Annotated in this window: 21 protein-coding genes; 14 read left to right on the forward strand and 7 right to left on the reverse strand. The window is 69.7% G+C overall.

Going from position 1 to position 24,563, the window contains the following annotated elements; genetic code table 11:
- The first annotated feature begins 198 nt into the window (after positions 1–198).
- Genes ACZ4NT_RS19270 through ACZ4NT_RS19285 form a run of 4 tightly spaced genes read left to right on the forward strand, consistent with a single transcriptional unit; the run spans position 199 to position 3,839 of the window.
- On the forward strand, positions 199–999 hold the full coding sequence (locus ACZ4NT_RS19270) for an ABC transporter permease (protein ID WP_467726480.1): 801 nt from the start codon (positions 199–201) through the stop codon (positions 997–999).
- On the forward strand, positions 992–1,837 hold the full coding sequence (locus tag ACZ4NT_RS19275) for an ABC transporter permease (RefSeq protein ID WP_467726482.1): 846 nt from the start codon (positions 992–994) through the stop codon (positions 1,835–1,837). Before ACZ4NT_RS19270 ends, ACZ4NT_RS19275 begins: the two co-directional genes overlap by 8 nt.
- Before the next feature lie 5 nt (positions 1,838–1,842).
- Positions 1,843–2,871, forward strand: a complete 1,029-nt coding sequence (locus ACZ4NT_RS19280; RefSeq protein ID WP_121402741.1) for an ABC transporter ATP-binding protein — start codon at positions 1,843–1,845, stop codon at positions 2,869–2,871.
- Positions 2,872–2,915: 44 nt separating this feature from the next.
- Positions 2,916–3,839 carry a DUF1707 SHOCT-like domain-containing protein gene (locus ACZ4NT_RS19285; protein WP_467726485.1) on the forward strand — a complete coding sequence of 308 codons (924 nt, stop codon included), beginning with the start codon at positions 2,916–2,918 and terminating at the stop codon, positions 3,837–3,839.
- A gap of 79 nt (positions 3,840–3,918) precedes the next feature.
- Here the strand turns inward: ACZ4NT_RS19285 and ACZ4NT_RS19290 are convergent, their stop codons facing one another.
- Positions 3,919–5,277, reverse strand: coding sequence for an SGNH/GDSL hydrolase family protein (locus ACZ4NT_RS19290; RefSeq protein WP_467726487.1), 1,359 nt, complete (start codon positions 5,275–5,277; stop codon positions 3,919–3,921).
- 149 nt (positions 5,278–5,426) lie between these two features.
- Between ACZ4NT_RS19290 and ACZ4NT_RS19295 the strand changes: the two genes are divergently transcribed.
- The 4 genes from ACZ4NT_RS19295 (at position 5,427) to ACZ4NT_RS19310 (ending at position 9,570) form a co-directional block, all read left to right on the forward strand.
- Positions 5,427–6,830 carry a DUF445 domain-containing protein gene (locus ACZ4NT_RS19295; protein ID WP_467726489.1) on the forward strand — a complete coding sequence of 468 codons (1,404 nt, stop codon included), beginning with the start codon at positions 5,427–5,429 and terminating at the stop codon, positions 6,828–6,830.
- Between the two features lie 181 nt (positions 6,831–7,011).
- Positions 7,012–8,517 (forward strand): MFS transporter, encoded by a 1,506-nt coding sequence (locus ACZ4NT_RS19300; protein WP_121402748.1) that lies wholly within the window; start codon positions 7,012–7,014, stop codon positions 8,515–8,517.
- A 209-nt stretch (positions 8,518–8,726) separates the two neighbouring features.
- Positions 8,727–9,197: a hypothetical protein gene (locus ACZ4NT_RS19305; protein WP_467726491.1), complete on the forward strand. Its 471-nt coding sequence runs from the start codon at positions 8,727–8,729 to the stop codon at positions 9,195–9,197.
- Between the two features lie 13 nt (positions 9,198–9,210).
- Positions 9,211–9,570, forward strand: a complete 360-nt coding sequence (locus tag ACZ4NT_RS19310; protein ID WP_121402752.1) for a VOC family protein — start codon at positions 9,211–9,213, stop codon at positions 9,568–9,570.
- 99 nt (positions 9,571–9,669) lie between these two features.
- Here ACZ4NT_RS19310 and ACZ4NT_RS19315 read toward each other — a convergent pair whose 3' ends face one another.
- Together ACZ4NT_RS19315 and ACZ4NT_RS19320 are read right to left on the reverse strand one after the other, a co-directional pair.
- On the reverse strand, positions 9,670–10,188 hold the full coding sequence (locus ACZ4NT_RS19315) for a levansucrase (protein WP_121402753.1): 519 nt from the start codon (positions 10,186–10,188) through the stop codon (positions 9,670–9,672).
- Positions 10,189–10,198: 10 nt separating this feature from the next.
- Entirely contained in the window at positions 10,199–10,648 is a 450-nt protein-coding gene (locus ACZ4NT_RS19320) for a hypothetical protein (protein WP_121402755.1), read from the reverse strand.
- Positions 10,649–10,799: 151 nt separating this feature from the next.
- Between ACZ4NT_RS19320 and ACZ4NT_RS19325 the strand changes: the two genes are divergently transcribed.
- Entirely contained in the window at positions 10,800–11,825 is a 1,026-nt protein-coding gene (locus ACZ4NT_RS19325; RefSeq protein ID WP_121402757.1) for a helix-turn-helix domain-containing protein, read from the forward strand.
- Positions 11,826–11,895: 70 nt separating this feature from the next.
- On the opposite strand, the gene ACZ4NT_RS19330 is transcribed toward ACZ4NT_RS19325, so the two are convergent.
- Positions 11,896–12,198 carry a hypothetical protein gene (locus ACZ4NT_RS19330; protein WP_121402759.1) on the reverse strand — a complete coding sequence of 101 codons (303 nt, stop codon included), beginning with the start codon at positions 12,196–12,198 and terminating at the stop codon, positions 11,896–11,898.
- Between the two features lie 182 nt (positions 12,199–12,380).
- Between ACZ4NT_RS19330 and ACZ4NT_RS19335 the strand changes: the two genes are divergently transcribed.
- The 5 genes from ACZ4NT_RS19335 (at position 12,381) to ACZ4NT_RS19355 (ending at position 20,455) form a co-directional block, all read left to right on the forward strand.
- Entirely contained in the window at positions 12,381–13,913 is a 1,533-nt protein-coding gene (locus ACZ4NT_RS19335; protein WP_121402761.1) for an ATP-binding protein, read from the forward strand.
- The gene (locus ACZ4NT_RS19340) at positions 13,910–14,932 is read left to right on the forward strand and encodes a PD-(D/E)XK motif protein (RefSeq protein WP_467726495.1); all 1,023 of its coding nucleotides are present in this window, start codon (positions 13,910–13,912) and stop codon (positions 14,930–14,932) included. The genes ACZ4NT_RS19335 and ACZ4NT_RS19340 overlap by 4 nt, the downstream gene beginning before the upstream one ends.
- 52 nt (positions 14,933–14,984) lie before the next feature.
- Positions 14,985–17,960, forward strand: a complete 2,976-nt coding sequence (locus tag ACZ4NT_RS19345) for a Z1 domain-containing protein (RefSeq protein WP_467726497.1) — start codon at positions 14,985–14,987, stop codon at positions 17,958–17,960.
- A gap of 132 nt (positions 17,961–18,092) precedes the next feature.
- Positions 18,093–19,160: a DNA cytosine methyltransferase gene (locus ACZ4NT_RS19350; protein ID WP_467726499.1), complete on the forward strand. Its 1,068-nt coding sequence runs from the start codon at positions 18,093–18,095 to the stop codon at positions 19,158–19,160.
- Positions 19,161–19,171: 11 nt separating this feature from the next.
- Positions 19,172–20,455 carry a DNA cytosine methyltransferase gene (locus tag ACZ4NT_RS19355; protein ID WP_121402764.1) on the forward strand — a complete coding sequence of 428 codons (1,284 nt, stop codon included), beginning with the start codon at positions 19,172–19,174 and terminating at the stop codon, positions 20,453–20,455.
- 13 nt (positions 20,456–20,468) lie between these two features.
- Here the strand turns inward: ACZ4NT_RS19355 and ACZ4NT_RS19360 are convergent, their stop codons facing one another.
- The 3 genes from ACZ4NT_RS19360 to ACZ4NT_RS19370 are packed head-to-tail and all read right to left on the reverse strand — an operon-like array spanning position 20,469 to position 24,489.
- Complete coding sequence (locus tag ACZ4NT_RS19360; RefSeq protein ID WP_183116836.1) at positions 20,469–21,431, reverse strand: DUF6339 family protein; 963 nt, start codon at positions 21,429–21,431, stop codon at positions 20,469–20,471.
- On the reverse strand, positions 21,431–22,408 hold the full coding sequence (locus ACZ4NT_RS19365) for a hypothetical protein (protein WP_121402766.1): 978 nt from the start codon (positions 22,406–22,408) through the stop codon (positions 21,431–21,433). The genes ACZ4NT_RS19360 and ACZ4NT_RS19365 overlap by 1 nt, the downstream gene beginning before the upstream one ends.
- Complete coding sequence (locus ACZ4NT_RS19370) at positions 22,405–24,489, reverse strand: transcriptional regulator (RefSeq protein ID WP_467726501.1); 2,085 nt, start codon at positions 24,487–24,489, stop codon at positions 22,405–22,407. The genes ACZ4NT_RS19365 and ACZ4NT_RS19370 overlap by 4 nt, the downstream gene beginning before the upstream one ends.
- Between the last annotated feature and the right edge of the window lie 74 nt (positions 24,490–24,563).

The raw sequence follows: 24,563 nt of genomic DNA on the forward strand, positions 1-24,563 counted from the left end.
GGTGCCGGACTCCTGTTTCGCGTGGTACTGACCCGTACGACCTCGTACGTCTTCTGCGCCCCCACTTGAAGACTCTCGCACCAAGCGTTCCGTTCCCCGATCCCGGAACGTGTCGCGGCGGAAAAATGCGTGGCAGGCCGCGTCGTGCGGGGACTAGGCTCCTGCGCTTCGGCCTGAACGGGTAAGGGGGCTGTGCCGGTGGGGACAGCGCGGTTGTACGCGGCGGTCGCGGTGAGCGGGTTCCGGCGGTACGCCACCTATCGGACGGCCACGGCGGCGGGTGTGTTCACCAACACCGTCTTCGGGCTGATCCTGGCCTACACGTACCTGGCGTTGTGGCACGAGAGACCGCATCTCGGGGGGTACGACCAGTCGCAGGCCCTGACCTACGTGTGGCTCGGGCAGGCGATGCTCATGGTGGTCGCCGTGATGGGAGGCGGCTTCGAGGACGAGCTCATCGAGCGCATCCGTACCGGCGACATCGCGATCGACCTGTACCGGCCCGTCGACCTCCAGGCCTGGTGGCTGGCCGCGGACGCGGGCCGGGCCCTCTTCCATCTGCTCGGGCGGGGGGCGGTGCCGATGGTGTTCGGGGCGCTCGTCTTCGAACTCGCCCTGCCCGCGGACCCGCTGGCGTGGCTGGCGTTCCTGGTGGCGGTGGCGCTCGGGGTGGTGGTCAGCTTCGGGATCCGCTTCCTGGTGGCGCTGTCGGCGTTCTGGCTGATGGACGGCGCGGGAGTGGCGCAACTGGCCTTCCTGGCAGGGATCTTCTGCTCGGGCATGCTGCTGCCGCTGAACGTCTTCCCGGGCGCGCTCGGGGAAGTGGTGCGTGCCCTGCCGTGGGCGTCGTTGATCCAGGCGCCGGCGGACGTGCTGCTCGGCCGGGCCGACCCACTGCCCACGTACGCGTTCCAGGCGGCGTGGGCGGTGGGGCTGCTCGCGGCCGGACGGCTGCTGCAGAGCGTGGCGACGCGGCGGGTGGTGGTGCAGGGTGGCTGACACCGGACCGCTCGTGCACGGCGCCCCGGCCCGCCTGCGGGACGCCCTGCGCGCCTACCGCATGATCGCCGCGATGTGGATCCGCTCCACGATGGCCTACCGCGCCTCCTTCGCCATGACGGCGTGCGGCAACTTCGTGGCGACCGCCCTCGACTTCGCGGCGATCCTGCTGATGTTCTCGCAGGTCGACCGGCTCGGCGGGTACACGCTGCCCGAAGTCGCCTTCCTGTACGGCCTGTCCGGGACCGCGTTCGGGATCGCGGACCTCGCGATGGGCTCGATGGACCGGTTGGGCCGGCGGGTGCGCGACGGCACCCTCGACACCCTGCTCGTGCGTCCGGTGCCCGTACTGGCCCAGGTCGCGGCGGACCGCTTCGCGCTGCGCCGCCTGGGGCGGATCACCCAGGGCCTGCTGGTCCTCGGCTGGGCGACCGCGTCCCTGGACATCGCCTGGACGCCGCTCAAGGCGCTGATGGTCCCGGTGACGCTGCTCAGCGGCGGCGCGATCTTCGGGGCCCTGTTCGTGGCGGGCGCGGCCTTCCAGTTCGTGGCGCAGGACGCCTCCGAGGTGCAGAACTCCTTCACCTACGGCGGCAACACGCTCCTGCAGTATCCGCCGACCGTGTTCGCCGGGGACCTGGTGCGCGGGGTGACCTTCGTGCTGCCGCTGGCCTTCGTCAACTGGCTGCCCGCGCTGTACGTGCTGGGCCGCCCCTATCCGCTGGACCTGCCGGCCTGGCTCGCCTTCGCGCCTCCGCTCGTGGCGCTGGGCTGCTGCGCGCTCGCGGGACTGGCCTGGCGCGCGGGACTTCGTTCCTACCGGAGCACGGGGAGTTAGCAGACATGGACCGTCACGACACCGCCGAGGTGACCGGACCGGACCCCGTGGTCCGCCGACCGGTGCCCGCACAGGGCGGCTTCATCGAGCTGGACGGCGTCGAGAAGGTCTTCGACGTGCGCAAGCGGACCGGGTTCCTGCGCGGCGAGCGGCGGCAGGTGCGGGCGGTCGACTCGCTCTCGTTCACCGTGGCGCGCGGCGAGATGGTCGGCTACATCGGCCCGAACGGCGCCGGCAAGTCGACGACCATCAAGATGCTGACCGGGATCCTCACGCCCAGCGGCGGCCGGCTGCGGGTCGCGGGCATCGACCCGTCCCGGGAGCGGACCCGGCTGGCGCAGCGCATCGGCGTCGTGTTCGGCCAGCGTACGACGCTGTGGTGGGACCTGCCGCTGATCGACTCCTACCGGCTCATGCGCCGCATGTACCGCATTCCCGAAGGCCGTTACCGGGAGAACCTGGACCGCTGCGTCGAACTCCTGGAACTGGCGCCGCTGCTGGACGTGCCGGTGCGTCAGCTCTCGCTGGGGCAGCGGATGCGCGGTGACATCGCCGCGGCACTGCTGCACGACCCGGAGGTGCTCTACCTCGACGAGCCGACGATCGGGCTCGACGTGGTCTCCAAGGCCAGGGTCCGCGGCTTCCTGGCGGACCTGAACGCCGAGCGCGGCACCACGGTGCTGCTCACCACGCACGACCTCACCGACATCGAGCAGTTGTGCCGGCGGGTGATGGTCATCGACCACGGGCGGCTCATGTACGACGGTCCGCTGACCGGGCTGCACGAGGTGGGGGAGAGCGAGCGGACGCTGGTCGTGGACCTGGAGCGGGAGATGCCGCCCATCGAGGTGGAGTCGGCGAGGGTGGTGCGGGTGGAGGGGCCGCGGCAGTGGCTGGCCTTCCCGGCCTCGCAGTCGGCGGCTCCGCTGGTGGCGCGGATCGCCGCGGAGCATCCGCTGGTGGACCTGTCGGTCCGCGAGCCCGACATCGAGGCGGTCATCGCGAAGATGTACGCGGAGAAGGCGAGCTCGTAGGCGGCTCATGTACGCGGAGGGAGTGAACTCGTAGGCTGCTGTGCATGACGGACGAACTCCCCGGGCTCCGGGCCTCCGACGCCGATCGTGAACGAGTCGCCGAGCAGCTGCGGGACGCCCTCGCCGAAGGCCGCCTCGACATGGGGGAGTTCGAGGAGCGCCTGGAGGCGACGTACGGGGCCCGTACGTACGGGGAGCTGGCGCCGATCACCCGCGATCTGCCCGGGGCGGCGGTCGCGGCCCCGCTCTCCGCGGCCGAACCGGCCCGGGCGCAGGGGGATTGGGGCGGGCGGATCGTCGGAGGCGAGGGCTCGTCGTCCTGGGGAGTCGCCGTCCTGTCGGGGTTCGAGCGCAAGGGCCGCTGGACCGTGCCGCGCCGCTTCACCTCGTTCGCGTTCATGGGCGGCGGCGACATCGACCTGCGGGAGGCGAACTTCGCCGGGCGCGAGGTGGTCCTCAACTGCGTGGCGGTCATGGGCGGCGTGAACGTCCTGGTGCCGCCGGGCGTCGAGGTGGTCGTCCGCGGTGTCGGCATCATGGGCGGCTTCGACCATCGTGAGGACGGCGTCCCGGGCGACCCCGGCGCCCCGCGCGTCGTGGTCACCGGCTTCGCCTTCTGGGGCGGGGTCGGCGTCCAGCGCAAGCTGACCAAGGCGGAGCGGCTGCGCCTGAAGGAGGAGCGCCGCCGGCAGAAGCTGGAGCGCAGGGCGGCCCGCAAGGAGCTGCGGGGCCCCGGCCGCGACCACCCGGACGGCCTCGACGGCCTCGACGGCCTCGACGACCTCGATGACGCGGACGACGGCGAGGACGTCGACGGACGGGACGGCCGGTACGACGCGCACCGGGCGGCCCTCACGGACCGCCACGACCTGAGGCGCGAGCGGCACGCGGAACGCCGGGAGGAGCACCGCGAGCGCCGGGAGGCGCGCCGCGAGGACCGCGACAGGCACCGGCACGGGGGCCACTGACCGGCGGCGCCGGTGCTGCCGGCCATCGCGGGCCCCGGACGGGCGCCGGCACCGACGGCACCGCACGGCCGCGGCTGCGTCAGAGTTCCGCGGGCACCGGCCCCTTGAGGTCGCCCAGGTCGAAGGAGTCCGCCATCTTCTGGAACCCCTTGTCGCTCGGGTGGAGATGATCGCCCGAGTCGTAGTCGGAGCGCAGCCGGCGCGGGTTGTACGGGTCGCGCAGCGCCTTGTCGAAGTCGACGACCGCGTCGTACACCCGGCCCGACCTGATCTGCGCGTTGACGGCCTGGCGGACGGCCTCGCGGTTGTCCGTGTAGCCGCGGTGGCCCTGGAACGGCATCAGCGTGGCGCCGACGACCCGCAGCCCGCGGGCGTGGGCCTGCCGGACCAGCTTGCGCAGCCCGCCCGCGATCAGCTCGGGGTCGGCCTGGTTCGGGTTGCGCAGGATGTCGTTGACGCCCAGATCGACGACGACGGACTTGACGCCCGTGCGCCCGAGGACGTCCCGCTGGAAGCGGGCGAGCCCGCTCGGGTTGTCGGCGGGGCGGCCCAGGCCCGCGGCCAGCACCTGGTTGCCGCTGATGCCCTGGTTGACGACGCTGTAGCGGGGCACGTCACCGGAGCCCGCCGCCTCGCGCAGCCGGACCGAAAGAGCGTCCGTCCAGCGCCTGTTGGCGCCCAGGGTGGAAGTGACGCCGTCGGTCAGCGAGTCGCCGATCACGACGACCGTGCCGTCCGACTCGTTGCTCAGCACGTCCAGGGCGGTCAGGTAGCGCCAGTACGGGGTCTGCGCCGTGTACGGGGTGCCGGTGACGTCCTCGGCGCGGTCGCCCTCGGCGGTGTAGGAGATCTGCCGCGCCTGCGGGTGGTAGGTGACCGGCCCCGACGGGGTCGGCGAGTAGGTGGTCACGAGGACGTCGCTGCCGCGCGGGACGGTGATCCGCACGACGTCGCTCAGCACCTGCTGTCCGGCCGGGATGACCACCGAGGCGTTGCCCGCGAAGGTCAGCCGGCGCATGGTGTCGGCCGCGGCGGCCGCGTTGTCCGGGGCGGCCGCGACGGCCAGCGAGGCGTGCGTGATGTTGAGCGGCTGCTGCCCGTAGAGATTGGACAGCGTGATGCGGGCACTCGTACCACCGACACTCGCGTGCACGACGTTACGGACGGAGCGGCCCGCCATGCCGTTCGCCTCGGTGCCCGGTTCCGCGCCGGCCGGGGAGGCCGACCAGGCGCCGACCCAGGTGCCGGTGGACGCCGGGGCGGCCGAGTTGTGCGGGGTGCGGCCGCCGGCCATGTCGGTCCGGTCGCCGCCGTCGTCGGTCGAGGCACCGACGTATATGGCGGCGGAAAAGATCACGATCACGGCGATGATCGCGGCGAGCAGGGCGCCGTGCCTTGCGGGGGACACCCCCGCACCCCCGGCGTGACGCTTGGTCATGCGGCGTGTGTCTCCTCGGGCGATGGGAGCCCGAGGCTCCGATGTGATGACCCCATGATGCGGCATGGGGAAGGAGAACACCGAAAGGACCCCTTGGTCCCCGGTGGAACTCCCGTCCGGACAGACGCCGGGAACGCCTGTTCCGTTCCATGAGTCGGTCAGGAAGGGACAATGTGTACGAGGTCACCGAACGGGTGGAGCGGATGCAACATACGAAAGCGGAAGAAACAGGTGTCGAGGGCCAGCATGCCCGACCGGGCGCCCCCGTGAACCGGACATCCCCCGGCCCGATGTCCTCGTTCAGCCCCGCCGACGAGGAGAAGCGCCGCGGGGTGCGCCGGATGAAGATCACTGCTACCGGCCTGCTGCTCTTCGTCGCCCTCGTGTACGTCCTCGCCGAGTGGGCGACGAACGAGGGCGCCGGGGCCTGGGCCGGGTACGTCGCCGCCGCGGCCGAGGCCGGCATGGTCGGCGCGCTCGCCGACTGGTTCGCGGTCACCGCCCTGTTCCGTCACCCGCTCGGCCTCCCGATCCCGCACACGGCGATCATCCCGAACAAGAAGGACCAGCTCGGCGTCTCCCTGGGCGAGTTCGTCGGGGAGAACTTCCTCTCCGAGGAGGTCGTACGGCAGCGGCTGCGGGCCGTCGGCATCGGCAGCCGGCTCGGCGCGTGGCTCGCCGAGCCCGAGCACGCCGACCGGGTCACCGCCGAACTGGCCACGGCGCTGCGCGGCGCCCTGACGGTGCTGCGCGACTCCGACGTCCAGGCGGTGGTCGGGGAGGCCATCACCAGGCGGGCCGAGGCCCAGGAGATCGCGCCCGGCATCGGCAAGATGCTGGAGCGGATCGTCGCCGACGGCGGCCACCGGCGGGTCGTGGACCTGGTCTGCGTGCGCGCCCACGACTGGCTGGTGCTGCACGGCGACTCGGTGATGGACGCCGTGCAGGGCGGCGCCCCCGGCTGGACCCCGCGGTTCGTCGACCGCAAGGTCGGCGAGCGGGTCTACAAGGAGCTGCTCCGTTTCGTCACCGAGATGCGCGACGCGCCCTCGCACCCCGCCCGCGGCGCGCTGGACCGCTTCCTCACCGACTTCGCCTCCGACCTCCAGTCCGACACCGACACCCGGGCCCGCGTGGAGCGCCTCAAGGGCGAGGTGCTCGGACGCGGCGAGGTCCAGGATCTGATCGCCTCCGCCTGGACGGCCGTACGCGCCATGATCGTTTCCGCCGCCGAGGACGAGCGCAGTGAACTGCGGCTGCGGGTCCGCGCCTCCCTGCTCTCCCTGGGCGCGCGCATGGCCACCGAACCCCGGGTACAGGACAAGGTCGACCGCTGGGTGGAGGGCGCTGCGGTGTACGTCGTGACGACCTACCGCAAGGAGATCACCTCCCTGATCACCGACACCGTGGCCGGCTGGGACGCCGAGCACACCACCCGGAAGATCGAGGCCCACATCGGCCGCGACCTGCAGTTCATCCGGATCAACGGCACGGTGGTCGGATCGCTGGCCGGCCTGCTCATCTACGTGCTGTCCCGGGCCCTGGGGGCCTGAGGAGACGGGACGCCGGGCGCCGGCCGCCGGGGCCGCGGGCATGCCGCCGGCCGGTCGCCCACGGGTTGGCGGAATGCCGGGCCGCCAGGGTCCTCCGGCGCGCTGCTCGCCGGGCGTGAGAAACGCAGATCAGGGCACCCTGGAGTGGGTCACCCGCGGGTCACTCAATGGAGAGGGAGCCATGACAGCATCAGCGACGCCGGACTCCGTGCCCGGCTCCACGGGAACCGTCACCACAGCAGTACCGGCCCGCCTGGACCGGCTGCCGTGGTCCCGCTGGCACTGGATGATCGTGATCGGCCTGGGAACCGTCTGGATCCTGGACGGCCTGGAGGTCACCACCGTCGGCAACATCGCGGGCCGCCTCTCCGAGGAAGGCAGCGGACTGGCCATCACCTCGGCGCAGGTCACCGGCGTCGCGGCGGCCCTGTACGTGGCCGGTGCCTGTGCGGGCGCGCTGTTCTTCGGCTGGCTGACCGACCGTTACGGCCGCAAGAAGCTCTTCATGATCACCCTTGCGGTGTATCTCGCCGCGACCGCGCTGACCGCGCTGTCCTTCTCCCCGTGGTGGTTCTTCACGTTCCGCTTCCTCACCGGCTTCGGCATCGGCGGTGAGTACGCGGCCATCAACTCCGCGATCGACGAGCTGATCCCGTCCAAGTACCGCGGCCGGGTCGACCTCATCATCAACGGCAGCTACTGGCTCGGCGCCATCGGCGGGGCCCTGCTGTCCATCGTCATGCTGAACACGGACATCTTCCCCAAGAACATCGGCTGGCGGCTGACCTTCGCCCTCGGCGTCGTTCTGGGCCTGGTGATCCTGCTGGTCAGGCGCCATGTGCCGGAGAGCCCGCGCTGGCAGTTCATCCACGGCCGGGGCGCGGACGCCGACGCGCTGGTCTCCTCAGTGGAGCACGAGATCGAGCAGGAGAAGGGCAAGCCGCTCCCGGAGCCCGACCGGGAGATCACCATCGAGCAGCGCAAGAGCATCGGCTTCGGCCTCATCGCCAAGACCGTCTTCGGCCGCTACCCGAAGCGGGCCACGCTCGGACTCGCCCTCTTCATCGGCCAGGCGTTCCTCTACAACGCGATCACCTTCGGCTTCGGCGCCATCCTCACCAAGTTCTTCGACGTGCCCACCGGCGGCACCGGCTACTACTTCGCCGTCATCGCGGCCGGCAACTTCCTCGGCCCGCTGTTCCTCGGCAAGCTCTTCGACACCGTCGGCCGCCGCATCATGATCTCGTCGACGTATCTGCTCTCCGGCATCCTGCTGTTCGGCACGGCCTGGCTCTTCGACCAGGGCTCCCTCAACGCCGTGACCATGACGGCCTGCTGGTGCGCGGTGCTGTTCTTCGCCTCGGCGGGCGCCTCCAGCGCCTATCTCACGGTCTCGGAGGTCTTCCCGATGGAGACCCGGGCCATGGCCATCGCCTTCTTCTACGCCCTCGGCACCGCCGCCGGCGGCATCAGCGGCCCGCTGGTCTTCGCCGACCTCACGGAGTCCGGCGTGGTCGGCGACACCGTGCTCGCCTTCCAGATCGGCGCGAGCCTGATGTGCGCGGCGGGACTGGTCGCCGCGTTCCTCGCCGTGAACGCCGAGCGCCGTTCCCTGGAGGACATCGCCACCCCGCTGTCGGCCACGGAGAAGGAGTCGTCCGGTCCGACCTCGGCCCCGGCGACCTGAGAGGGCGTCCGGGCGGCAGGAGCGGAGCGCCGTCCGAAGGGGGCCCGGACCGCGGGAGCGGCGCGCTACCCGAGGGGCACCCGACCGGGGTGCGGAGCGTGCCACCCGAGGGGCGCCCGGGCCGGGAGAGTCGAGTGCGCGTACTCACGGCGAGGACCTGAGTACGCGTACTCTGTCGGACCGCCCCCCTCCGGGCGAACCTCGTACGCATGACCGAGAAGCTGTTGAGCCCCTTGCGAACGCGCCCCTGGCCGGAACGCTGGCTGACGCGCGTGCTCGGCGCCGTCCTCTCCGGGACGGCGTATCTCCTGTGCCTGCCCTGGGACCTGCGCAACCGCGTGCAGGTCCCGGGATCCTCCGACGAGACCACGCCGGTGACGGGCGCCGGCGTCCTGCTCCTCGCCGCCGTCCTGATCGTCCTTGCCGCCTACTTCGGCCACCGGGACGCCCTCGCCTGGCCGTTGCTGCTGGTCGCGGTGGTTCCGGCGGCACTCATGCACGTCTCCCTGCGGACCCACCCCGGACCGCCCGACGGGTTCGCGAACGCGTGGCCGCTGGCCTGGGCGTTCTGGACGCTCCTGATCGCCACCGGAGTGCTCGTGGCGGCAGCGGTGGCACGGCAGTTCAGGGCAGACTCGCAGGACGAGGACCTCGTCCTCGCCCACACCTGTGACGCGTGAGGAGCCGCTCGCCATGACTGTCCGCAGGATTGTTCCGAACGTCCGGGTCGAGTCCCCGGAGGCGATGAGCGCCGGCCGGGAGTTCTACGGACTGCTCGGCTTCGAAGAGGTCATGAACCTGGGCTGGATCACCACCCTGGCCTCCCCGTCCCACCCCTCCGCCCAGATCAGCCTCTTCACCGAGGACCGCACCGGGCCGGTCGCCCCCGACGTGAGCATCGAGGTCGACGACGTCGACGCGGTGTACGCCCGGGTACGCGCATCGGGCGCGGAGATCGTACGGGAGCTCCGCGACGAGGAGTGGGGCGTACGGCGGTTCTTCGTACGGGATCCGAGCGGGCTGGTGGTGAACGTGCTGGGGCACCGGGCCTGACCCGACCCGGTCCGGCGGATGGCGCCGGGGGTTCCGGGCGCGCGTGGGCTGTCCGGGCCTGGGGCTACCTGGCCGTGGGGGCCGGGTGGCCCGTGCCGGTCACCGGCCGTAGAAGTACGCGGAACCCTTCTCGACGAAGTGCGAGGCGTAGACCCGGCCGAGCGCGGGCTTGCCGCGGTAGGTGCCCACGTACTGGCGGGCGCTGTCGACCACGACGGGCCGGGTCATCACGGCGAACCTGAGGCGCTGCTGGGCCTCGGCCCAGTGCACGGCCGCCGGGTCCACCCGGTCGCTGACCAGGACGGGGAACGCGCCGATCCCGTTCTGGAAGCCGACCGGCAGGCCGCCCTTGTTGTCCTTGGCGTACTTCATCACCTGGTCGGTGAACCCGGAGACGGCCTCCACGGTTATCTCCGGAACGGCCGCCGCCACCGTGAACAGGTGCAGCCGCGTGGCCATCCAGCGCATGCGGAAGTCCGCCCGGCGCCCCACGAGTACCGGCACCCCGGCCCAGTCCTCCCAGCGCGTACTGCATCCGTCGGCCGTCAGCCGCTGTTCCAACGAGGCGAGATAGGCCTGCGACGCCGGGCTCCCCGGCTGTCCCTGCTGTGCGTACATGAGCGGGATCCTATGCGCCCGTGGTGGACCCCGGTCGCACGATCATCAGAACGGTGACCGTGGCCCAGAGCAGGTTGAACACCCCCGTGAACAGGGCGAGCCGGACCGTCGCCGCCCGGTCTCCCGCCCCCTCCAGAAGCGCGCTCTGCCGGGGCAGGACCAGCGCGGCGAGGACCACGGCCGCGAGTGCCGTCAGCACGATCGAGACGATCAGCCAGACGTCCCCGAGCACGCCCATGTTGCTCGCGGTGGCGAACCCGAAGACGGGCACGACGACGCCGACGGTGGCGTACACCCGGCAGATGCGGTGCAGCAGCCGCGTGGTCGCGAGGGCCCGGGCGTCAGCGGGCGTATCGAGCACCTTGCGCGCGGCGGGCGGGAACAGGCTCGCGGCGACGGTGACGGGACCGACGGCGACGATGGCGGCCAGGACGTGGACGGCGAGGAGGAACTTGGTCACGGGGTGACGCTAGGCGGAGGGTGGATCTTGGAGAAGTGGCGATACTGCCAGGGTCCAACGGATTCTCGCCAAGGCCGTGTGGCCCTTGAACGACGGTCGGAGAGCGAGGGCGAGAGCCGGCCGCAATCCGTCGTACGCCTACGCTCTCGCCATGCACACCGTGGCCGTACTGGCGCTCGACCAGGTCATCCCGTTCGACCTCTCCGCCCCGATCGACACCTTCGGCCGGGCCCGCCTCCCGGACGGCCGCGAGGCCTACCGGGTCCGGGTGTGCGCGGTGGCGGAGGAGGTGAGCGCGGGCCCGTTCGCGGTGCGCGCCCCCTACGGCCTTGACGCCCTGGCGGAGGCCGACACGATCATCCTGCCCGGTGTGGCCGACCCGGCGGCTCCGCTGCCACCGGGCGTGACGGAGGCGCTGCGGGCGGCGGCTGCCGACGGTACGCGCATCGCCTCGATCTGCGTGGGCGCGTTCGTCCTCGCCGCCACCGGTCTGCTGGACGGCCTGCGCGCGACGACGCACTGGGCCGCGGCCGCGGACCTCGCGGCCGGGCACCCGGCCGTCACCGTCGACCCCAACGTCCTGTACGTCGACAACGGGCAGTTCCTCACCTCGGCGGGGGCGGCGGCGGCGATCGACATGTGCCTGCACATGATCCGCCGGGACCACGGCTCGGCGGTGGCGGCGCACGCGGCGCGGATGTCGGTCGTACCGCTCGAACGGGAGGGCGGGCAGGCCCAGTTCATCGTCCACAGCCGGCCGCCGGCTCCGGCCGGCGGCACAATGGAGCCGCTGCTGCACTGGCTGGAGGAGAACGCCGGCAGGGACCTGAGCCTGGAGGACATCGCCGCGCACGCCGGTCTGAGCACCCGCACCCTCAACCGCCGCTTCCGCGAGCAGACGGGCACGACGCCGCTGCAGTGGCTGCACCGGGCGAGGGTCCACCAGGCCCAGTACCTGCTGGAGACGACGACGTACTCCGTCGAACGCATCGCGGCCCAGGCGGGGTTCGGCTCCCCGACGGCGTTCAGGGAACGCTTCCGGCGCGTGGCGGGCACGAGCCCGCATGCCTATCGACGGGCGTTCCGGGGGGTACCGGGGGAGGGGACGCCGGTTCGAGCCCGCGGTGACGGGCCCGCCGCGGGCGTCGGAGGCGCCGCGCGCCGGCGTCAGAGGTGAGCGACCCGGCGTCGGGCGGCAGAGGGGTTTCGGGCGTGGGCGTAGACCGTGACGGACCCGGCGTCGGGTGTCAGGCGTGCCGGTCCGACACGGCCCAGGAGGCCAGGGCCACGGCGCCGGCGACACCGAACACGGCAGGCCAGGCGCCCACCTTCTTGGCCAGCGGGTGGGACCCGGCGAAGGCGGCGACGTACGCGGCGCCGAGCGCCCCGGCGGCCTTCCCTCCGGCCTGCTGCTTCCACTGCCGGGCGGCAGCGGCCCCGGCGACGGCGAGGACGACCCCGCCGAGCTGCCGCTTCCTGGTCCACCGGGCGACCCCGTATCCCCCGACAAGCCCCCCGGCGGCCACCACCGCGGCCGGTACCTTCGCCATTGCTGCCTCCTGATCGATGAACCGAGGCCAACTCCTCGGCCGAGCGTACGGGGATGCGCTGGGCATTGTCGGAAGCCGACTTTCACGGACCGTTGTCCCAGGCATCGACTACCGTTTTGCCTGCGTTGCATCATGATGCTCGATCTCGGTCGCATCGAGTGGACTCGGCACAAAGGCAGGACATGGTCAGTCAGTGGCAGTTCGAGATCCCCACGGCGGGCAGCAAGCACCTGCCACCGGACGGACGCTACATGGAAGCGCTCAGCAGCCAGGGATACGGCTTCGAGGTCGCCATCGCCGACCTGGTCGACAACTCCATCGACGCCGGCGCCGAGAACGTCCTGGTCCATTTCCTGCGTGACGGGGACAATCTCGTCAGCCTGGTGATCGTCGACGACGGCAAGGGCATGACCGAGACCGAGCTGGACGTGGCGATGACGGTCGGTGGTCGACGGGACTACGACGCCAAGGCCCTCGGGATGTTCGGCACCGGGCTGAAGTCCGCCTCGCTCAGTCACGCCGAGTCGGTCACCGTGGTGAGTCGTACCAAGCGGAGCCGACCCGTCGGACGCCGGTGGCTCATGGAGCGCGCCAAGCGCGGTTTCGAATGCGACATCATCGACCCGACGTATGCCCAGGACTTCATCGACTTCTATCAAGGGCGTCCGATCGCCTTCCAGGGCACCATCGTCCGCTGGGACGGCGTCAAGGATTTCCCGCAGCGAGGTGGCGGTGGTCAGACGGACCGATACCTGCACCGCACCGTCAACAAACTCGGCCTGCATCTGGGACTGCACCTTCATCGCTTCCTGGCTCGGGACGACTTCCACATCACCATTTCGGTCCAGGACGTACGGACCGGAATCGAGTACGCCAACTACGGCGTGGAGTCGCTCGATCCCTTCGCCTATCCCGTTTCGGGTGACTCGGACTATCCGTGCACCTTCACCACGGACCTGCCGGGGCTGGGGCCCGTACGACTGGAATCGCACATCTGGCCGCCGCGCTCGTCACTCGACGAGTACAAGGCGTTCGGCGCGGTTCTGGAGCGAGCCGGCTTCTACTTCTACCGAAATGACAGGCTTGTGCAGGCGGGGGGTTGGAACAATTACCGGCAGCCGGAACAGCATCTTTCCCTGGCTCGGGTCGCGGTGGACCTGCCCGACGACCCCGCAGGGAAGTTCTTTCGGCTGACGGTCAAGAAGGACGGCGTCCAGGCTTCGCCCGAGTTCGCCGACTCGCTCGACACGGCGCCCGGAAGTGCGGGCCGCGTGTTCGCGTCCTACCTGGCGGACGCGGAACGGGTGTACCGGGAAGCCCGCAGGCATGCCGGTATCGTGCGCAAGGCCGCCGTACCCCCGGGGCGCGGCCTGGATTCGCAGGTCCGCCAAGTGGTGGAGGAGGAACTGCCAATGCTCGATCACGAGACCCCGCTGCAGTTCCGCTGGCAGAGGCTTCCCACCGACACGTTCTTCGAGATCGAGCAGGAGGGCAAGGTGCTCTTGCTCAACCAGCACTATCGGGCGGCGCTGCTGGGAGGACGCGCAGGGTCCGTCGATGACGCGCCGATGGTGAAGGCTCTCATGTATCTCCTCATGCAGGACGCCTTCCAGCGAGAACGGATAGGCAGCCGCCTCAAGGACAACCTCGACCTTTGGCAGTCGGTCCTCGTGGCCGCTGGCCGTGCCGAACTGGATCGGATGGCCGACTCGTGACCGGTGTCGGCGTCAACGCGTCCGGAGCTCCCGGTGGCACGTCCGCCGAGACACCCGCCCCTTCGGCGGCGCTGCCCTGGACCACGGTCGAGCACTACCTCGGCCACGGCTTGAGCGCGAGTTATCGCCTGTCGGGAAAGGGGAAGCCGCTCGTCTCCTACGAGATCGCGGACGCCGGTCGAGGCATCGCGCTCCACGTGGAGCTGGCGGGCACGTGCCGCCCCTCCACCTCGCCGATGCCCGCCGTGCGGATCGAACCGATCGTCCACCAGGGCCGCCGCATGGCGCGGTTGACCACGACGGAGACGGAGCTCGTACGGGACTTCCACGATCTCGTGTTGGCGGTCGCGGACCGCGTGGTCGCGGACGGGCTGACCTTCGACCGCGCGTTCGACGAGACGGTGCACGCCTGGAGCGCCCTGCTGGGGCGTCCGCGCGGACTGTCACTCGAGAGACGTCTCGGACTGCACGGCGAGTTGGCCGTCCTGGGTCGTTTGGCGGAGACCCACGGCTGGAGTACCGCACTTGACGCGTGGGTGGGCCCACAAGGCGAGGAGCACGACTTCGCGCTGTCCGAGGCCGATTTGGAGATAAAAACCACCGCGTCCGAGACGCGCCGGCACACCGTCCACGGTCTGGGGCAGCTTGCCGAGACCGTGGGGCGACCGTTGTGGTTCGCGTCCCTTCGCCTCACTCGCGGAGGGGCCGCGGGCCGTACGTTGCGGGAGTCGGCCACAGCCGCCCGAGACGCGGCGGCCGCCGAGACCATCGCATTGGGGCGGCGACTGGACTCCCACCTCGCCGCCTGCGGCTACGACCCCGAACAGCCCGACGACGAACGCTGGACCCCTCGGGACAGCCCCCTGGTGATGCGGGCGACCACCATGCCGCGTCTCACGGAGGACGACCTCCTCGTCCACGACGGACGCATCACCCGGGTCACCTATGTTGTCGACGTCACCGGACTGCCCGCGTCCGACGCCCCGCCGGTCGACCTGAGCGACCTCGGCCTCCTTTGACGATTCCCGGGCCCGGAGTCACCGCCCATCCGTTCGGACCTCAAGGAAGACCATGACCAGCAGTGCTTCTCTCGACCTTTTGCTGCAATTGCACAACGCGGCTCTGTCCGACATGCACACCAGCCGCCCGAAGAAGCTGGTCCGAGCTCTGGTCTACCAGGCGGAGGACCTGACGCCCGAAGCCGAAGACCTTGCGAACGAACACTGTTTCAGGGAGGCCTTGCAGACCGCTCGCTCCACAGACCAGCTGGTCGAGGTATGGCGCAAGCAGCTGACCGACTGGGATTTCACGTCCGCTCCGGAATGGTCCGACACCGAGGGGCGTACGGAAGCCCGACGTCGCGCCATCTACGAGTTGTTGGGCCTGGCCGAGGAAACCCGGAAGTTGCTGGACGATCTGGTTCCGGTCTCCAAGGCGGAAGGGCCGGTCGTCATCACGGACGAGTTCACTCCCTGGTATACCCCGCAGTCGCAACAGGGGCGGCCCTGGTATTGGCCGTCCTACCGTTCGTACCTGGAGAGCAAGGGCTGGAATCCGGAGGCGGTCGCCGGTCTCGATGTGGCAACGGACGCCGTGGTGGAGCGGCTGGCCGACCCCACGCAGACCCTTCCATACCAGTCCAAGGGTCTGGTCGTGGGGTATGTCCAGTCCGGCAAGACCGCCAACTTCGCCGGCGTGATCGCCAAGGCGGTGGACGCCGGCTACCGCTTGGTCATCGTTCTCGGCGGCACCCTGAACATGCTGCGGGCCCAGACTCAGCGGCGCATCGACATGGAACTCGTCGGCCGAGAGAACATCCTGCGCGGGGCAAGCGAGTTCGAGTCCGACTACGCGACCGACCCGGCCTGGAGCCAGGGAAGGTTCGCGACGTTCGGAGCCCTCCCGTCGACGCTCGGCGCGTTCGACATCGTGCGTCTGACCACCAGGGACGACGACTACAAGAGCCTGCTCCAGGGCATCACCGCATTGGAGTTCGAGAAGCACGAGCCGGCTCGTCCTCTGTTCGATCCACGCAACCTGCATCGATCCTCGGCGCGGCTGATGGTGGTCAAGAAGAACAAGTCGGTTTTGAGCAAGTTGGTCAAGGATCTCGGGAAGATCAAGACCCCGCTGTCGGAGATTCCGGTGCTGATCATCGACGACGAGTCGGACGAGGCGTCCGTGAACACCTCCAACCCGGCCAAGGCGGACGCGGAGCGGACCGCCATCAACAAGGCCATTTCCGATTTGCTGGGTATGTTGCCTCGGGCGCAGTACGTCGGCTACACGGCCACCCCCTTCGCCAATGTCTTCATCGACCCCAGCGACACTCAGGACATCTTCCCCAAGGACTTCATCGTCTCGCTGCCCCGTCCCGACGGATACATGGGTGCCCGGGACTTCCACGACCTGGATTCCTTCGTACCGGAAGACGAACGCGTCTACTCCAACTCCAACGAACTCGCCCATGTCCGGGACATCAACGTGAAGGAGGAGAACGACGACGACGCGTGCCTGCAGCGGGCCATCGATATGTTCGTCCTCACCGCGGCCATGAAGCTGTATCGGGAGCAGGAGGGCGGCCTCGGGGACCGGTATTTCCACCATCACACCATGCTCATCCACGAGTCGGTGCGCACCGCCGAGCAACGGGAACTGCTGATCCGGGCGACACGCCTGTGGTGGAACGGCGGATACATGGGCCCTGCCGGGCACGCACGCCTCAGGGACCTGTTCGACAACGACGTGGCACCCGTCTCGGCTGTTCGCGCGGACGGTCACGCGGTCCCGACGTCCTACGACGCGCTCGCCCCTTACGTAGGTCCCGCCGTCACCCGCATCGGAGGCGACGACAAGCCGATCGTGGTCGTGAACAGCGACACCGATCTGGAGACGGGCGAAGCCGACTTCGACAAGCGATCGATCTGGAAGATGCTCATCGGCGGGCAAAAGCTCGCCCGAGGATTCACGGTCGAGGGCCTTACGGTCTCGTACTTCCGCCGGCGTGCGGGAAACGCTTCCACGCTGATGCAGATGGGCCGTTGGTTCGGGTTCCGTGAGGGCTACCGCGATCTCGTCAGGCTGTTCCTCGGCCGGGCGGAGACCATGGGAGCCAAGGAGATCGACCTGTACGCGGCCTTCGAGGCGATCTGTCTCGACGAGGAGAACTTCCGCTCCGAGTTGAAGCAGTACGCGACGATGGTCGACGGGAAGCCGCAGATCACTCCCGCGCAGGTGCCGCCGTTGGTGTCCCAGCACCTGCCCTGGCTGAAGCCCACCAGCCCGGACAAGATGTACAACGCCCGTCTGGTCGAGGTCCGTTCGCCGGGGCAGTGGCAGGAGCCCACCGCCTACCCGGCGAAGGTGGCGGACCTTCGCCACAACACCGCGTTGTGGCTGCCCGTACTCGGGCGACTCTCGAACGAACCCACGACGTTCTCGTATCACTTCCCGGCCGAGGGATCGCGTGCCGCCGTCACGCATCGCTTCGATGCCCTTGTGGGCCGTCTGACGCCCGGTGAATTCCTCGGTCTCGTGCGTGGCGCCCGGTGGGTTACCTCCACGCAGTTCGCGCCGCATCTGGTCTACCTGTCGGAAATCACGGAAGGGTCCGCACCGGCCGTGGACGAGTGGGTGGTCCTCGCGCCGCAGCACGCGAAGACCGGGCAGCGCCTCAGCCTCGGCGGAAGGACCGGAGCCTTCTCCTGGTTCGGTCGTGACCGCAGGCGTGGACCGCTTTTCGGCGCCATCAGCGAACCGAAGCACCGAGCGGTCCCGCTGCGGATCGCGGGATCCCTGGCCGACCCGGGCAATGCCGCCACCGAGGCCCTTGCCGGTCCGAGGACGGGTGTCGTGATCGTCTATCCCGTGGTGGAGGGCGTCCACCGCGGCGACATCGACGCGGACGGCCACCTCGCTCCCGAGAAGGTCGTCATGACGTTCTCCTTCGTGGCCCCCGCGACCGCACGCCGCTCCGACGGCCGGGTGGTGCGCTTCACCACGATCGATTCGGCCAAGGAAGGTCAGGCAATCATCGACGCAGACTGATTCGACCCACGCGCGCCCGACCGATCGATAGTCTCCTTCCCGGTGATCTTCGGCCGGCCGGGCGCCGCCTGTCCGACGGGCCCCCGCCGGGGGCGGCTTGGGAGCCTCACCGCCATGGACAGGGGGAGCGAGGTGGCAGTGGAGAGCGCGTACGCGAAAGTGCCGTCGAGCCGATTCAAGTCACTCGAAATCTGCGCCGGTGCCGGGGGACTCGCCCTGGGCCTGGAACAAGCCGGGTTCGATCCCGTTCTGCTGATCGACAACCGGGATGTGGCGTGCGAGACCCTCCGTCTCAACCGACCAGGCTGGGACGTCAGGGAGGTCGACCTGCTGACGTTCAATCCCGATACGGCGCGTCACGCCTACGACGTCGATCTCCTGTCCGGCGGTTTGCCGAGGGTGCAGTCGTCGGCGACCGCGGGGCGCGCTCGCGGCGACGACAGGGAGTTGGCCGTCCTGCGTGCCGCGGTTGACCTGGTGCACGCTGTACAGCCCCGAGCGGTCCTGCTGGAGAATGTGCCGGAGCTGGTCCGCAAGGACGCCTACGAAGAGATCCGTGCCTTCATGGCGGACGAATTGGACCACCTCGGTTACCGGCTCCGTTGGAGTGTGGTGAACGCCGCGCACCATGGTGTTCCGCAGAACCGGGAGGTCGGCGTCCTCGTCGCCTTCAAGGGCAACCTGATCGACCGGTTCGTCTGGCCCAGGCCTCTACCGGGTCCGCCGCCGACCCTGGGAGAGTCGCTGCGCGAGAGCATGGGCGCCGGCGGATGGGCCGGCGTCGACGCGTGGGCGGTGCTCGCCGACGAGACCGCCCCGACGATCATCGGCGGCTCCTGGGAACGGGGTGGTGGCGACCTCGGGCCCACGGGTGCCAAGCGGAAGTGGGCGAGGCTGGGCGTGGACGGTGGCACCATCGCCAATGCTGTCCCGACAGCCGACTTCGTGCTCGATCCGAATCTGGGGCGCAAAGGTCTCGTCGCTCTCACCGTGGAACAGGTCGCCTTGTTGCAGGGGTTCCCGTCGGACTGGACGATCGCCGGCCACAAGACGAAGCGCTATCGCCAGGTCGGCAATGCCACACCGCCGCCCCTGGCCCACGCGCTCGGGGCGGCTGTCTTCGACGCTCTGGCCATGGCCGACGACCAGGGTGTGGGTACCGGCTCCATCACTCCGTTCCACCCCCTTGATCGGCGATAGACTTCCGCACCATGACTGGAACGCCGCCTCATCAGCAACGAAACGCACCCTTTGTCGTTGTTGACCTATTTGCCGGACCGGGTGGTCTGGATGTGGCGGCCGAAGTTCTGGGTGTCCCGTCGATCGGCATCGAGTGGGACGCGGACGCGGTCGAGACCCGCAAGGCCGCGAGGCTCCCGACCGTGCACGGCGATGTGCGCGACTACGGGCCTTGCGACGAGCAATTCAGCGAGGCCAACGTGCTCGCCGGCGGGCCCCCCTGCCAGACCTTCTCGATCGCCGGCAGTGGCTCGGGCCGCAAGGCACTCGACGAAGTGCTCCGCTTCATCGGTCGGACCCACGCGTGGTACGAGCGGGAGTCCGCCGGTGAGGAAGGAGAGAGCTGGGACGACATCCAGAAAGAGCTGGACGATCTCAAGGATGTCCGTACCGGCCTCGTGCTGCAGCCGCTTCGTTGGATCTTCCAGGCGCTGTTGCGTCCCCGTGACGGCGGCGACGAGCCCATGCCGTTCGAGGTGGTGATCCTGGAGCAGGTCCCGGCGGTGCTCGAGGTGTGGCACGCCTACGAACGCGTCCTGCGCAGGGTCGGTTACCAGACCGCCGCCAAGGTCTTCCACACGGAGCAGTACGGCGTACCTCAAACCCGCCGTCGGGCTGTTCTCGTCGCCCGCCGAGGTGACCGGCCGGTACAGATGCCCGCGCCGACGCATCCGTTGTACCGCAAGGGAATTGCACCGGCCGGCGGCCTGTTCGACCAGTGGGTGTCGATGGAGCGCGCCTTGACTGCCGCCTATGAGCACGAGGGTGTCCCCGACAGCCGTCGCCTGCCGATGCCCTTTCGCGTCGTGTCGAACTACGGCAGCGGCGGCGACCCGAAGGCACGCGGCCGACGTGACTCCAACCTGCCTTCCGCGACCATCACCGGCAAGTGGGCGCGCAACCGCATCGTCAGCGCCGACGCGCATGAGACGGAGAGGCGGCGTCTGAGCATGCCGGAGGCCGGAGTCCTGCAGAGCTTCCCGTACCGGTATCCGTGGAGCGGCAACGATCAGGCCCAGCAGATCGGCAACGCGGTGCCTCCACGCTTCGGTGTCCACATCCTGTGCGCGGCCTTGGGCCTCGGTGTCCCCGACGACGCCGTCTGGAAGAGGCTCCTGGCCTGGCCTCCCCGCCCGGCCGTCGCCCGGAACGCCGAGAGCGAATCGACTCCCGCACACGAGCAGCGGGTGCCGGCGACACGGACGCGGGGGACCGCTGCTCGGGTCGGTGTTGCGGCGGTCCCCGCCGGCACCTGATCCCGCCCTCTGGTCACCCCATCCCCGGCGGCAGGATCTTGTCCAGGCTCACACCTGTTCGCTGGACCGGAAGCCCGGAGACCCTCTGCGGTGCGGACGTGGCGTCCGCCGCACGACTCCGCCGGCGTACCGGCGCCTCGGAGCGCAGCCTCTCGAAGAGGGGAAACAGAGCTTCCACGGAGGCCGGGGGCACACGGCCGTCGTCGGGACCGTCGGGAAGGCGGTCCCAGGGGGCGGGCTTCGCAGTCGCGGCGTCCGCGATCCAGTCGTGCAGTTCGTCCGCGAGACGTGGCGAGTCCGGAGCGAGGACGTCGTACACCAACGTGCTGCCGGCGCTGTTGATCGCTGACGACAGCGCGTTGACATGGTCGCCCAGACGCGGCGTGCCTGCCGCCGTCAGAGCCGCGAGTACGCGCAGAAAGGCCTGCGCCGTGGGTCGGTGGTCTACGACGTCCAGACGCAGCGTGGTGTTGAGGACGTCCTGAACACCGCATGCCAGCGTGACCGGCGTGTAGTCCCGACCGTCGCGAAACAGCTCGGCCGCCCACCACAGACGTGAGAAGCACTGGGTGTAATGCGGCCCCGAGAAGCGCGAACTTTCCGCGATCTCCGTGCCTTTGTGGCGCCACACCACGTAGTCCGGGGCCACCAGCATCGCAAGGTGGTTCCACAGACGACCGTCCCCCGCTTCGGCACGGGTCAGGCGGAGGGTGGCATGCAGCCGGGGGGCCAACCAGGCATCCGCGTCGGTACGGCGGTCCTCGAAGCGCTCCATCGCCTCTTCAAGTAGTTCCCTGATCGGCTGGGAGTGCCACCGTGCATCGCCTTCGTCCGGAAGGATGCTTGCTTTGCGGAGCGTGACCTGTGGCGGATACTCCTGTCCGGACTGCATGCCGCGACTGAGGTGCTTCGCCACGGCCGCGTCCGGGAGAAGACCCAGAAACTCGGGGGCGTCGAACGACGCGCGGCGCGGCATCAGTCGGTACTCCTCTCGGCGCGGTCGGCCGTACGGACCGCGAAGGTCAGCTTCTTGCCGATCTGTGCCCGCCGCCCTGCGGCGAACTGGATGCCTGTCTGCAGTTCGGACCAGCCGAATCCCTGCGTACGCCGTTCGTTGATGTCGTAGAGGGCGTCGGTGAGTTGTCTGCCCGGAAGGACGTCGGGAAGCATGGCGCGCAGGACCGACTCGCGCCAGCCGTTCGGCATGACGGGAGTGCCGTCCTCGTCCACGTCGAGGTCGCTCACGGCGCTGTGGAACATGGCCGTCCACGCGTCCTGGGCAATCTGCGACGCGGTCATCTCCCTCACGATCCGTTCGGCCGGGCTGCCGCCCGACGCGGACAGCAGGGTGACGAGGCCTTCGACGGCCGTGGTGTTGAGATACACGGTCGGCATCTCCCCGGAGGTCTCGACGACCCAGGACGACTCCTTGTAGGGACGCAGCCAGTCGTGGGTACCGTCCGCGAAGTCGACCTGAACGATCTCGATGTCACGCTGCCGAACGGGCGTCACCTCCGCGAGGTCGACGTACCAGTCCTCCTCGCAGGTGCCGATCAGTCGTCCGGGGACGCCGTCCACCGTGGCGACGACCAGGACGGAGAGAGTGGCTCGCCGCAGGTGGGACGGACGCGACAGGAGGATCGGTCCGGTTCGAGCGCCGTCCGGTCCGAGGCGAAGGGGAGCCGTGGCCCTCGCGTTGGTGGCCTTCTCGGTGAGTACGGCCCAGCAGGTCACGTTCTGCCACCGGCCCTCGCTCAACTCGTCCTCGGGGAGCCGCACGGACACATCGAGGACCGCCTCCTCCCAACCGGCCCGCCCGGACTGGTGCAGAGCCACGACGCGTTCGTCCTTCGAGACGTTCGTGTACGGCAGCGGTTTGCCGTCGACCCGGACGGCGACGATCTCGCAGCGCACGTCACCGAGCAGCGTCGGATAGGGAAAGACCGCCTTCACTCCGCGCCTCCCCTGGCCTTGGGCACGTCGATCGCCAGTCGCGCGTACGTGCCTCGCACGGGATGGCTGGCGGGATCCGTCACCCCGCTGAACTCTGCCAGCCTCACTCCGGGTTCCACGACGATCGTTCCGTTCTCCGCACGACACGATTCCGAGCCGACGAGCAACTCCCACTTCACGGAGGGGCGGCCACCGGACCGCACGTCGAACTTGGCCACCGGCGCGAGCACCCAGGGATCGTCGGCCTCCGGGAGACGGAGACGGACGGTCACGTGCCAGGCACCGCGTTCGTCCACGGAGGCCTGGATGTCGCGTACGGTCGGGAACGACTGGGTCCGCCGGGCGCCGGCGCCTCGGCCCGGAGCATCCAGCTTCAGCAACTCCCGCAACACCGCGGGACCGGCGGATGGGGGTGTGCGCCGCTTCCCCAACAGCGATCGGACCGTTTTGTCGATGTCCGCTCGGAACTCCTTCAGACGGCTCAGCGCGCCCCGTTCATAGGACGTCGTCAACTCCTCGGTTCGGTCCCAGCGATCGTGTTCCGGCGGCTCGGAGGCGCGAAGGAACGCCTCGGCCGGCCGTACCTCCTCGTCAACCCGACCGGTCGCGTAGCCCGCCAACAGCACCGCCTGGAAGGCAGTGGTCCCCAGGGGCAGTTCGCGAGGACGATGGGCCACGATCGTCATACGGTTGCCCCGCATGCAGATCACGCGGTTGACCTGACCGTCGTTCTCGTCAGCCGGAGTGAGGAGCAGAACGGCCAAGTGCTCGCGTCCCTTGTCGCGGGGGCGGCCCTGCCCCTTGAGCGGCGTCACGATCAACGGAACCTCGGCTCGGACCACTTGGTCCGCCGCAGTCAGTTCATCGACGGTGGTTCCGTCGAGGTAGGCCTGGAGGGCCCGGCTGGTCGCCGGGTGATAGGCGTGCGGGTCGACCTGCTGCTCGGCGATGTGCACCCGTCCGTTGCGAAGCGTGGTGACGCTCGCTTCCAGCAACGGGCCTGCCGAACGTCCGCCGACCATCGCGGCCCAGAAACCGTCCGCGAGCGACCGCAGGAGTTTGTCGTGCATCTCCTCCAGCGACTCGGCGTCGCCGGAGGCATCGTGCGCTCCGACCACGAGGAACGAGGTGCCGGGTCCTTCGTCGACGCGATCGAGATGCAGGGCCTGCAGCGTGTCGTCGTCGGCCCACCAAGAGCGCGACACTCCCTCGTGTTCGGGATCCGTGTCCGGGAGTCCGAGCCACGCCGGTCCCGCGTACGGCTTGCCGTCCACCTGGTGCCAGGGCAGGTCCAGACGACCGATCACGCGACCGGCACGCCGGCCTTCGTGCGGCTCGGACAGCGTCGAGTTGATGAGGACCAGGCCGAATCGACTGGTCGCCCAGAGGGTGGCCTTCCCCAGCCCGTAGGAGCCGCCCGCACGACCGCCGGTGACCTTGTGGCTGTCGAGTTGGCGTCGGACGACGGCGGCGAACCGCCCGTCCCCGTACTCGGGACCGGTCAGGCCCGACGCGTTGTAGTCGTCGACACGCAGCAGCCTGAGTCGGCGCTCCCGGGAAAGGTCCTCGATCGCGGATTTCAGGCTCCGTGAAACCTTCTGGTCTCCGCGGCAGGCCTCCGCGTAGTGGGGGAGTACCTCGTCCCACCGAAGTGCCGTGAGGAAGGCGTCGAGATGCGCCCCGTCCAACTCGTGCAGCGTGTAGCGGACACGGACGGGCGCCTGATCGTCCCGGCGCTCGTCCAACGAGTTCTGGGTGGCCTCGCGGGCGAGCACCGAAAGATCGGCGTCGAAGGCGAACGCGGCGGCGTTGCCGTACTCCCGTCCACCGTCGTGGTGGGCCGGGCGATGATGCCATCGCACGGGCGAATCCGGGTTCGGTTTACGCCCGGAGGTGACCTGCGCGGGCTGGGATGTCCGCGGCATCGGGACATCGTTGGGCGGCGGATCGGTGTGATCCGGGTCGAGTAGAGCCGTGATGATCTCCTTGAGCTCGCTGCGCGGCTCGGAACGCGCATTCACCCAGGCGGAGACGGCCGCCGGCGTCCTCTCGACCCTCACGGCAAGGTCCGTCTGGGACATACCGAGATGCTCTAGGCGCCGACTCAGCCACGAGCCGTAGGTTTCGCTGCCGGGGGCGGGCATCGTGGAGCGTG

The organism is Streptomyces sp. NPDC026417, assembly GCF_055567695.1.

Bases quoted from the DNA above. Each gene is read 5' to 3' on its own strand.
- ACZ4NT_RS19280 (WP_121402741.1), top strand. From the start codon at position 1,843: ATGGACCGTCACGACACCGCCGAGGTGACCGGACCGGACCCCGTGGTC.
- ACZ4NT_RS19285 (WP_467726485.1), top strand. From the start codon at position 2,916: ATGACGGACGAACTCCCCGGGCTCCGGGCCTCCGACGCCGATCGTGAA.
- ACZ4NT_RS19290 (WP_467726487.1), bottom strand. From the start codon at position 5,277: ATGACCAAGCGTCACGCCGGGGGTGCGGGGGTGTCCCCCGCAAGGCAC.
- ACZ4NT_RS19295 (WP_467726489.1), top strand. From the start codon at position 5,427: ATGAGTCGGTCAGGAAGGGACAATGTGTACGAGGTCACCGAACGGGTG.
- ACZ4NT_RS19300 (WP_121402748.1), top strand. From the start codon at position 7,012: ATGACAGCATCAGCGACGCCGGACTCCGTGCCCGGCTCCACGGGAACC.
- ACZ4NT_RS19305 (WP_467726491.1), top strand. From the start codon at position 8,727: ATGACCGAGAAGCTGTTGAGCCCCTTGCGAACGCGCCCCTGGCCGGAA.
- ACZ4NT_RS19310 (WP_121402752.1), top strand. From the start codon at position 9,211: ATGACTGTCCGCAGGATTGTTCCGAACGTCCGGGTCGAGTCCCCGGAG.
- ACZ4NT_RS19315 (WP_121402753.1), bottom strand. From the start codon at position 10,188: ATGTACGCACAGCAGGGACAGCCGGGGAGCCCGGCGTCGCAGGCCTAT.
- ACZ4NT_RS19325 (WP_121402757.1), top strand. From the start codon at position 10,800: ATGCACACCGTGGCCGTACTGGCGCTCGACCAGGTCATCCCGTTCGAC.
- ACZ4NT_RS19330 (WP_121402759.1), bottom strand. From the start codon at position 12,198: ATGGCGAAGGTACCGGCCGCGGTGGTGGCCGCCGGGGGGCTTGTCGGG.
- ACZ4NT_RS19335 (WP_121402761.1), top strand. From the start codon at position 12,381: ATGGTCAGTCAGTGGCAGTTCGAGATCCCCACGGCGGGCAGCAAGCAC.
- ACZ4NT_RS19345 (WP_467726497.1), top strand. From the start codon at position 14,985: ATGACCAGCAGTGCTTCTCTCGACCTTTTGCTGCAATTGCACAACGCG.
- ACZ4NT_RS19355 (WP_121402764.1), top strand. From the start codon at position 19,172: ATGACTGGAACGCCGCCTCATCAGCAACGAAACGCACCCTTTGTCGTT.
- ACZ4NT_RS19360 (WP_183116836.1), bottom strand. From the start codon at position 21,431: ATGCCGCGCCGCGCGTCGTTCGACGCCCCCGAGTTTCTGGGTCTTCTC.
- ACZ4NT_RS19370 (WP_467726501.1), bottom strand. From the start codon at position 24,489: ATGTCCCAGACGGACCTTGCCGTGAGGGTCGAGAGGACGCCGGCGGCC.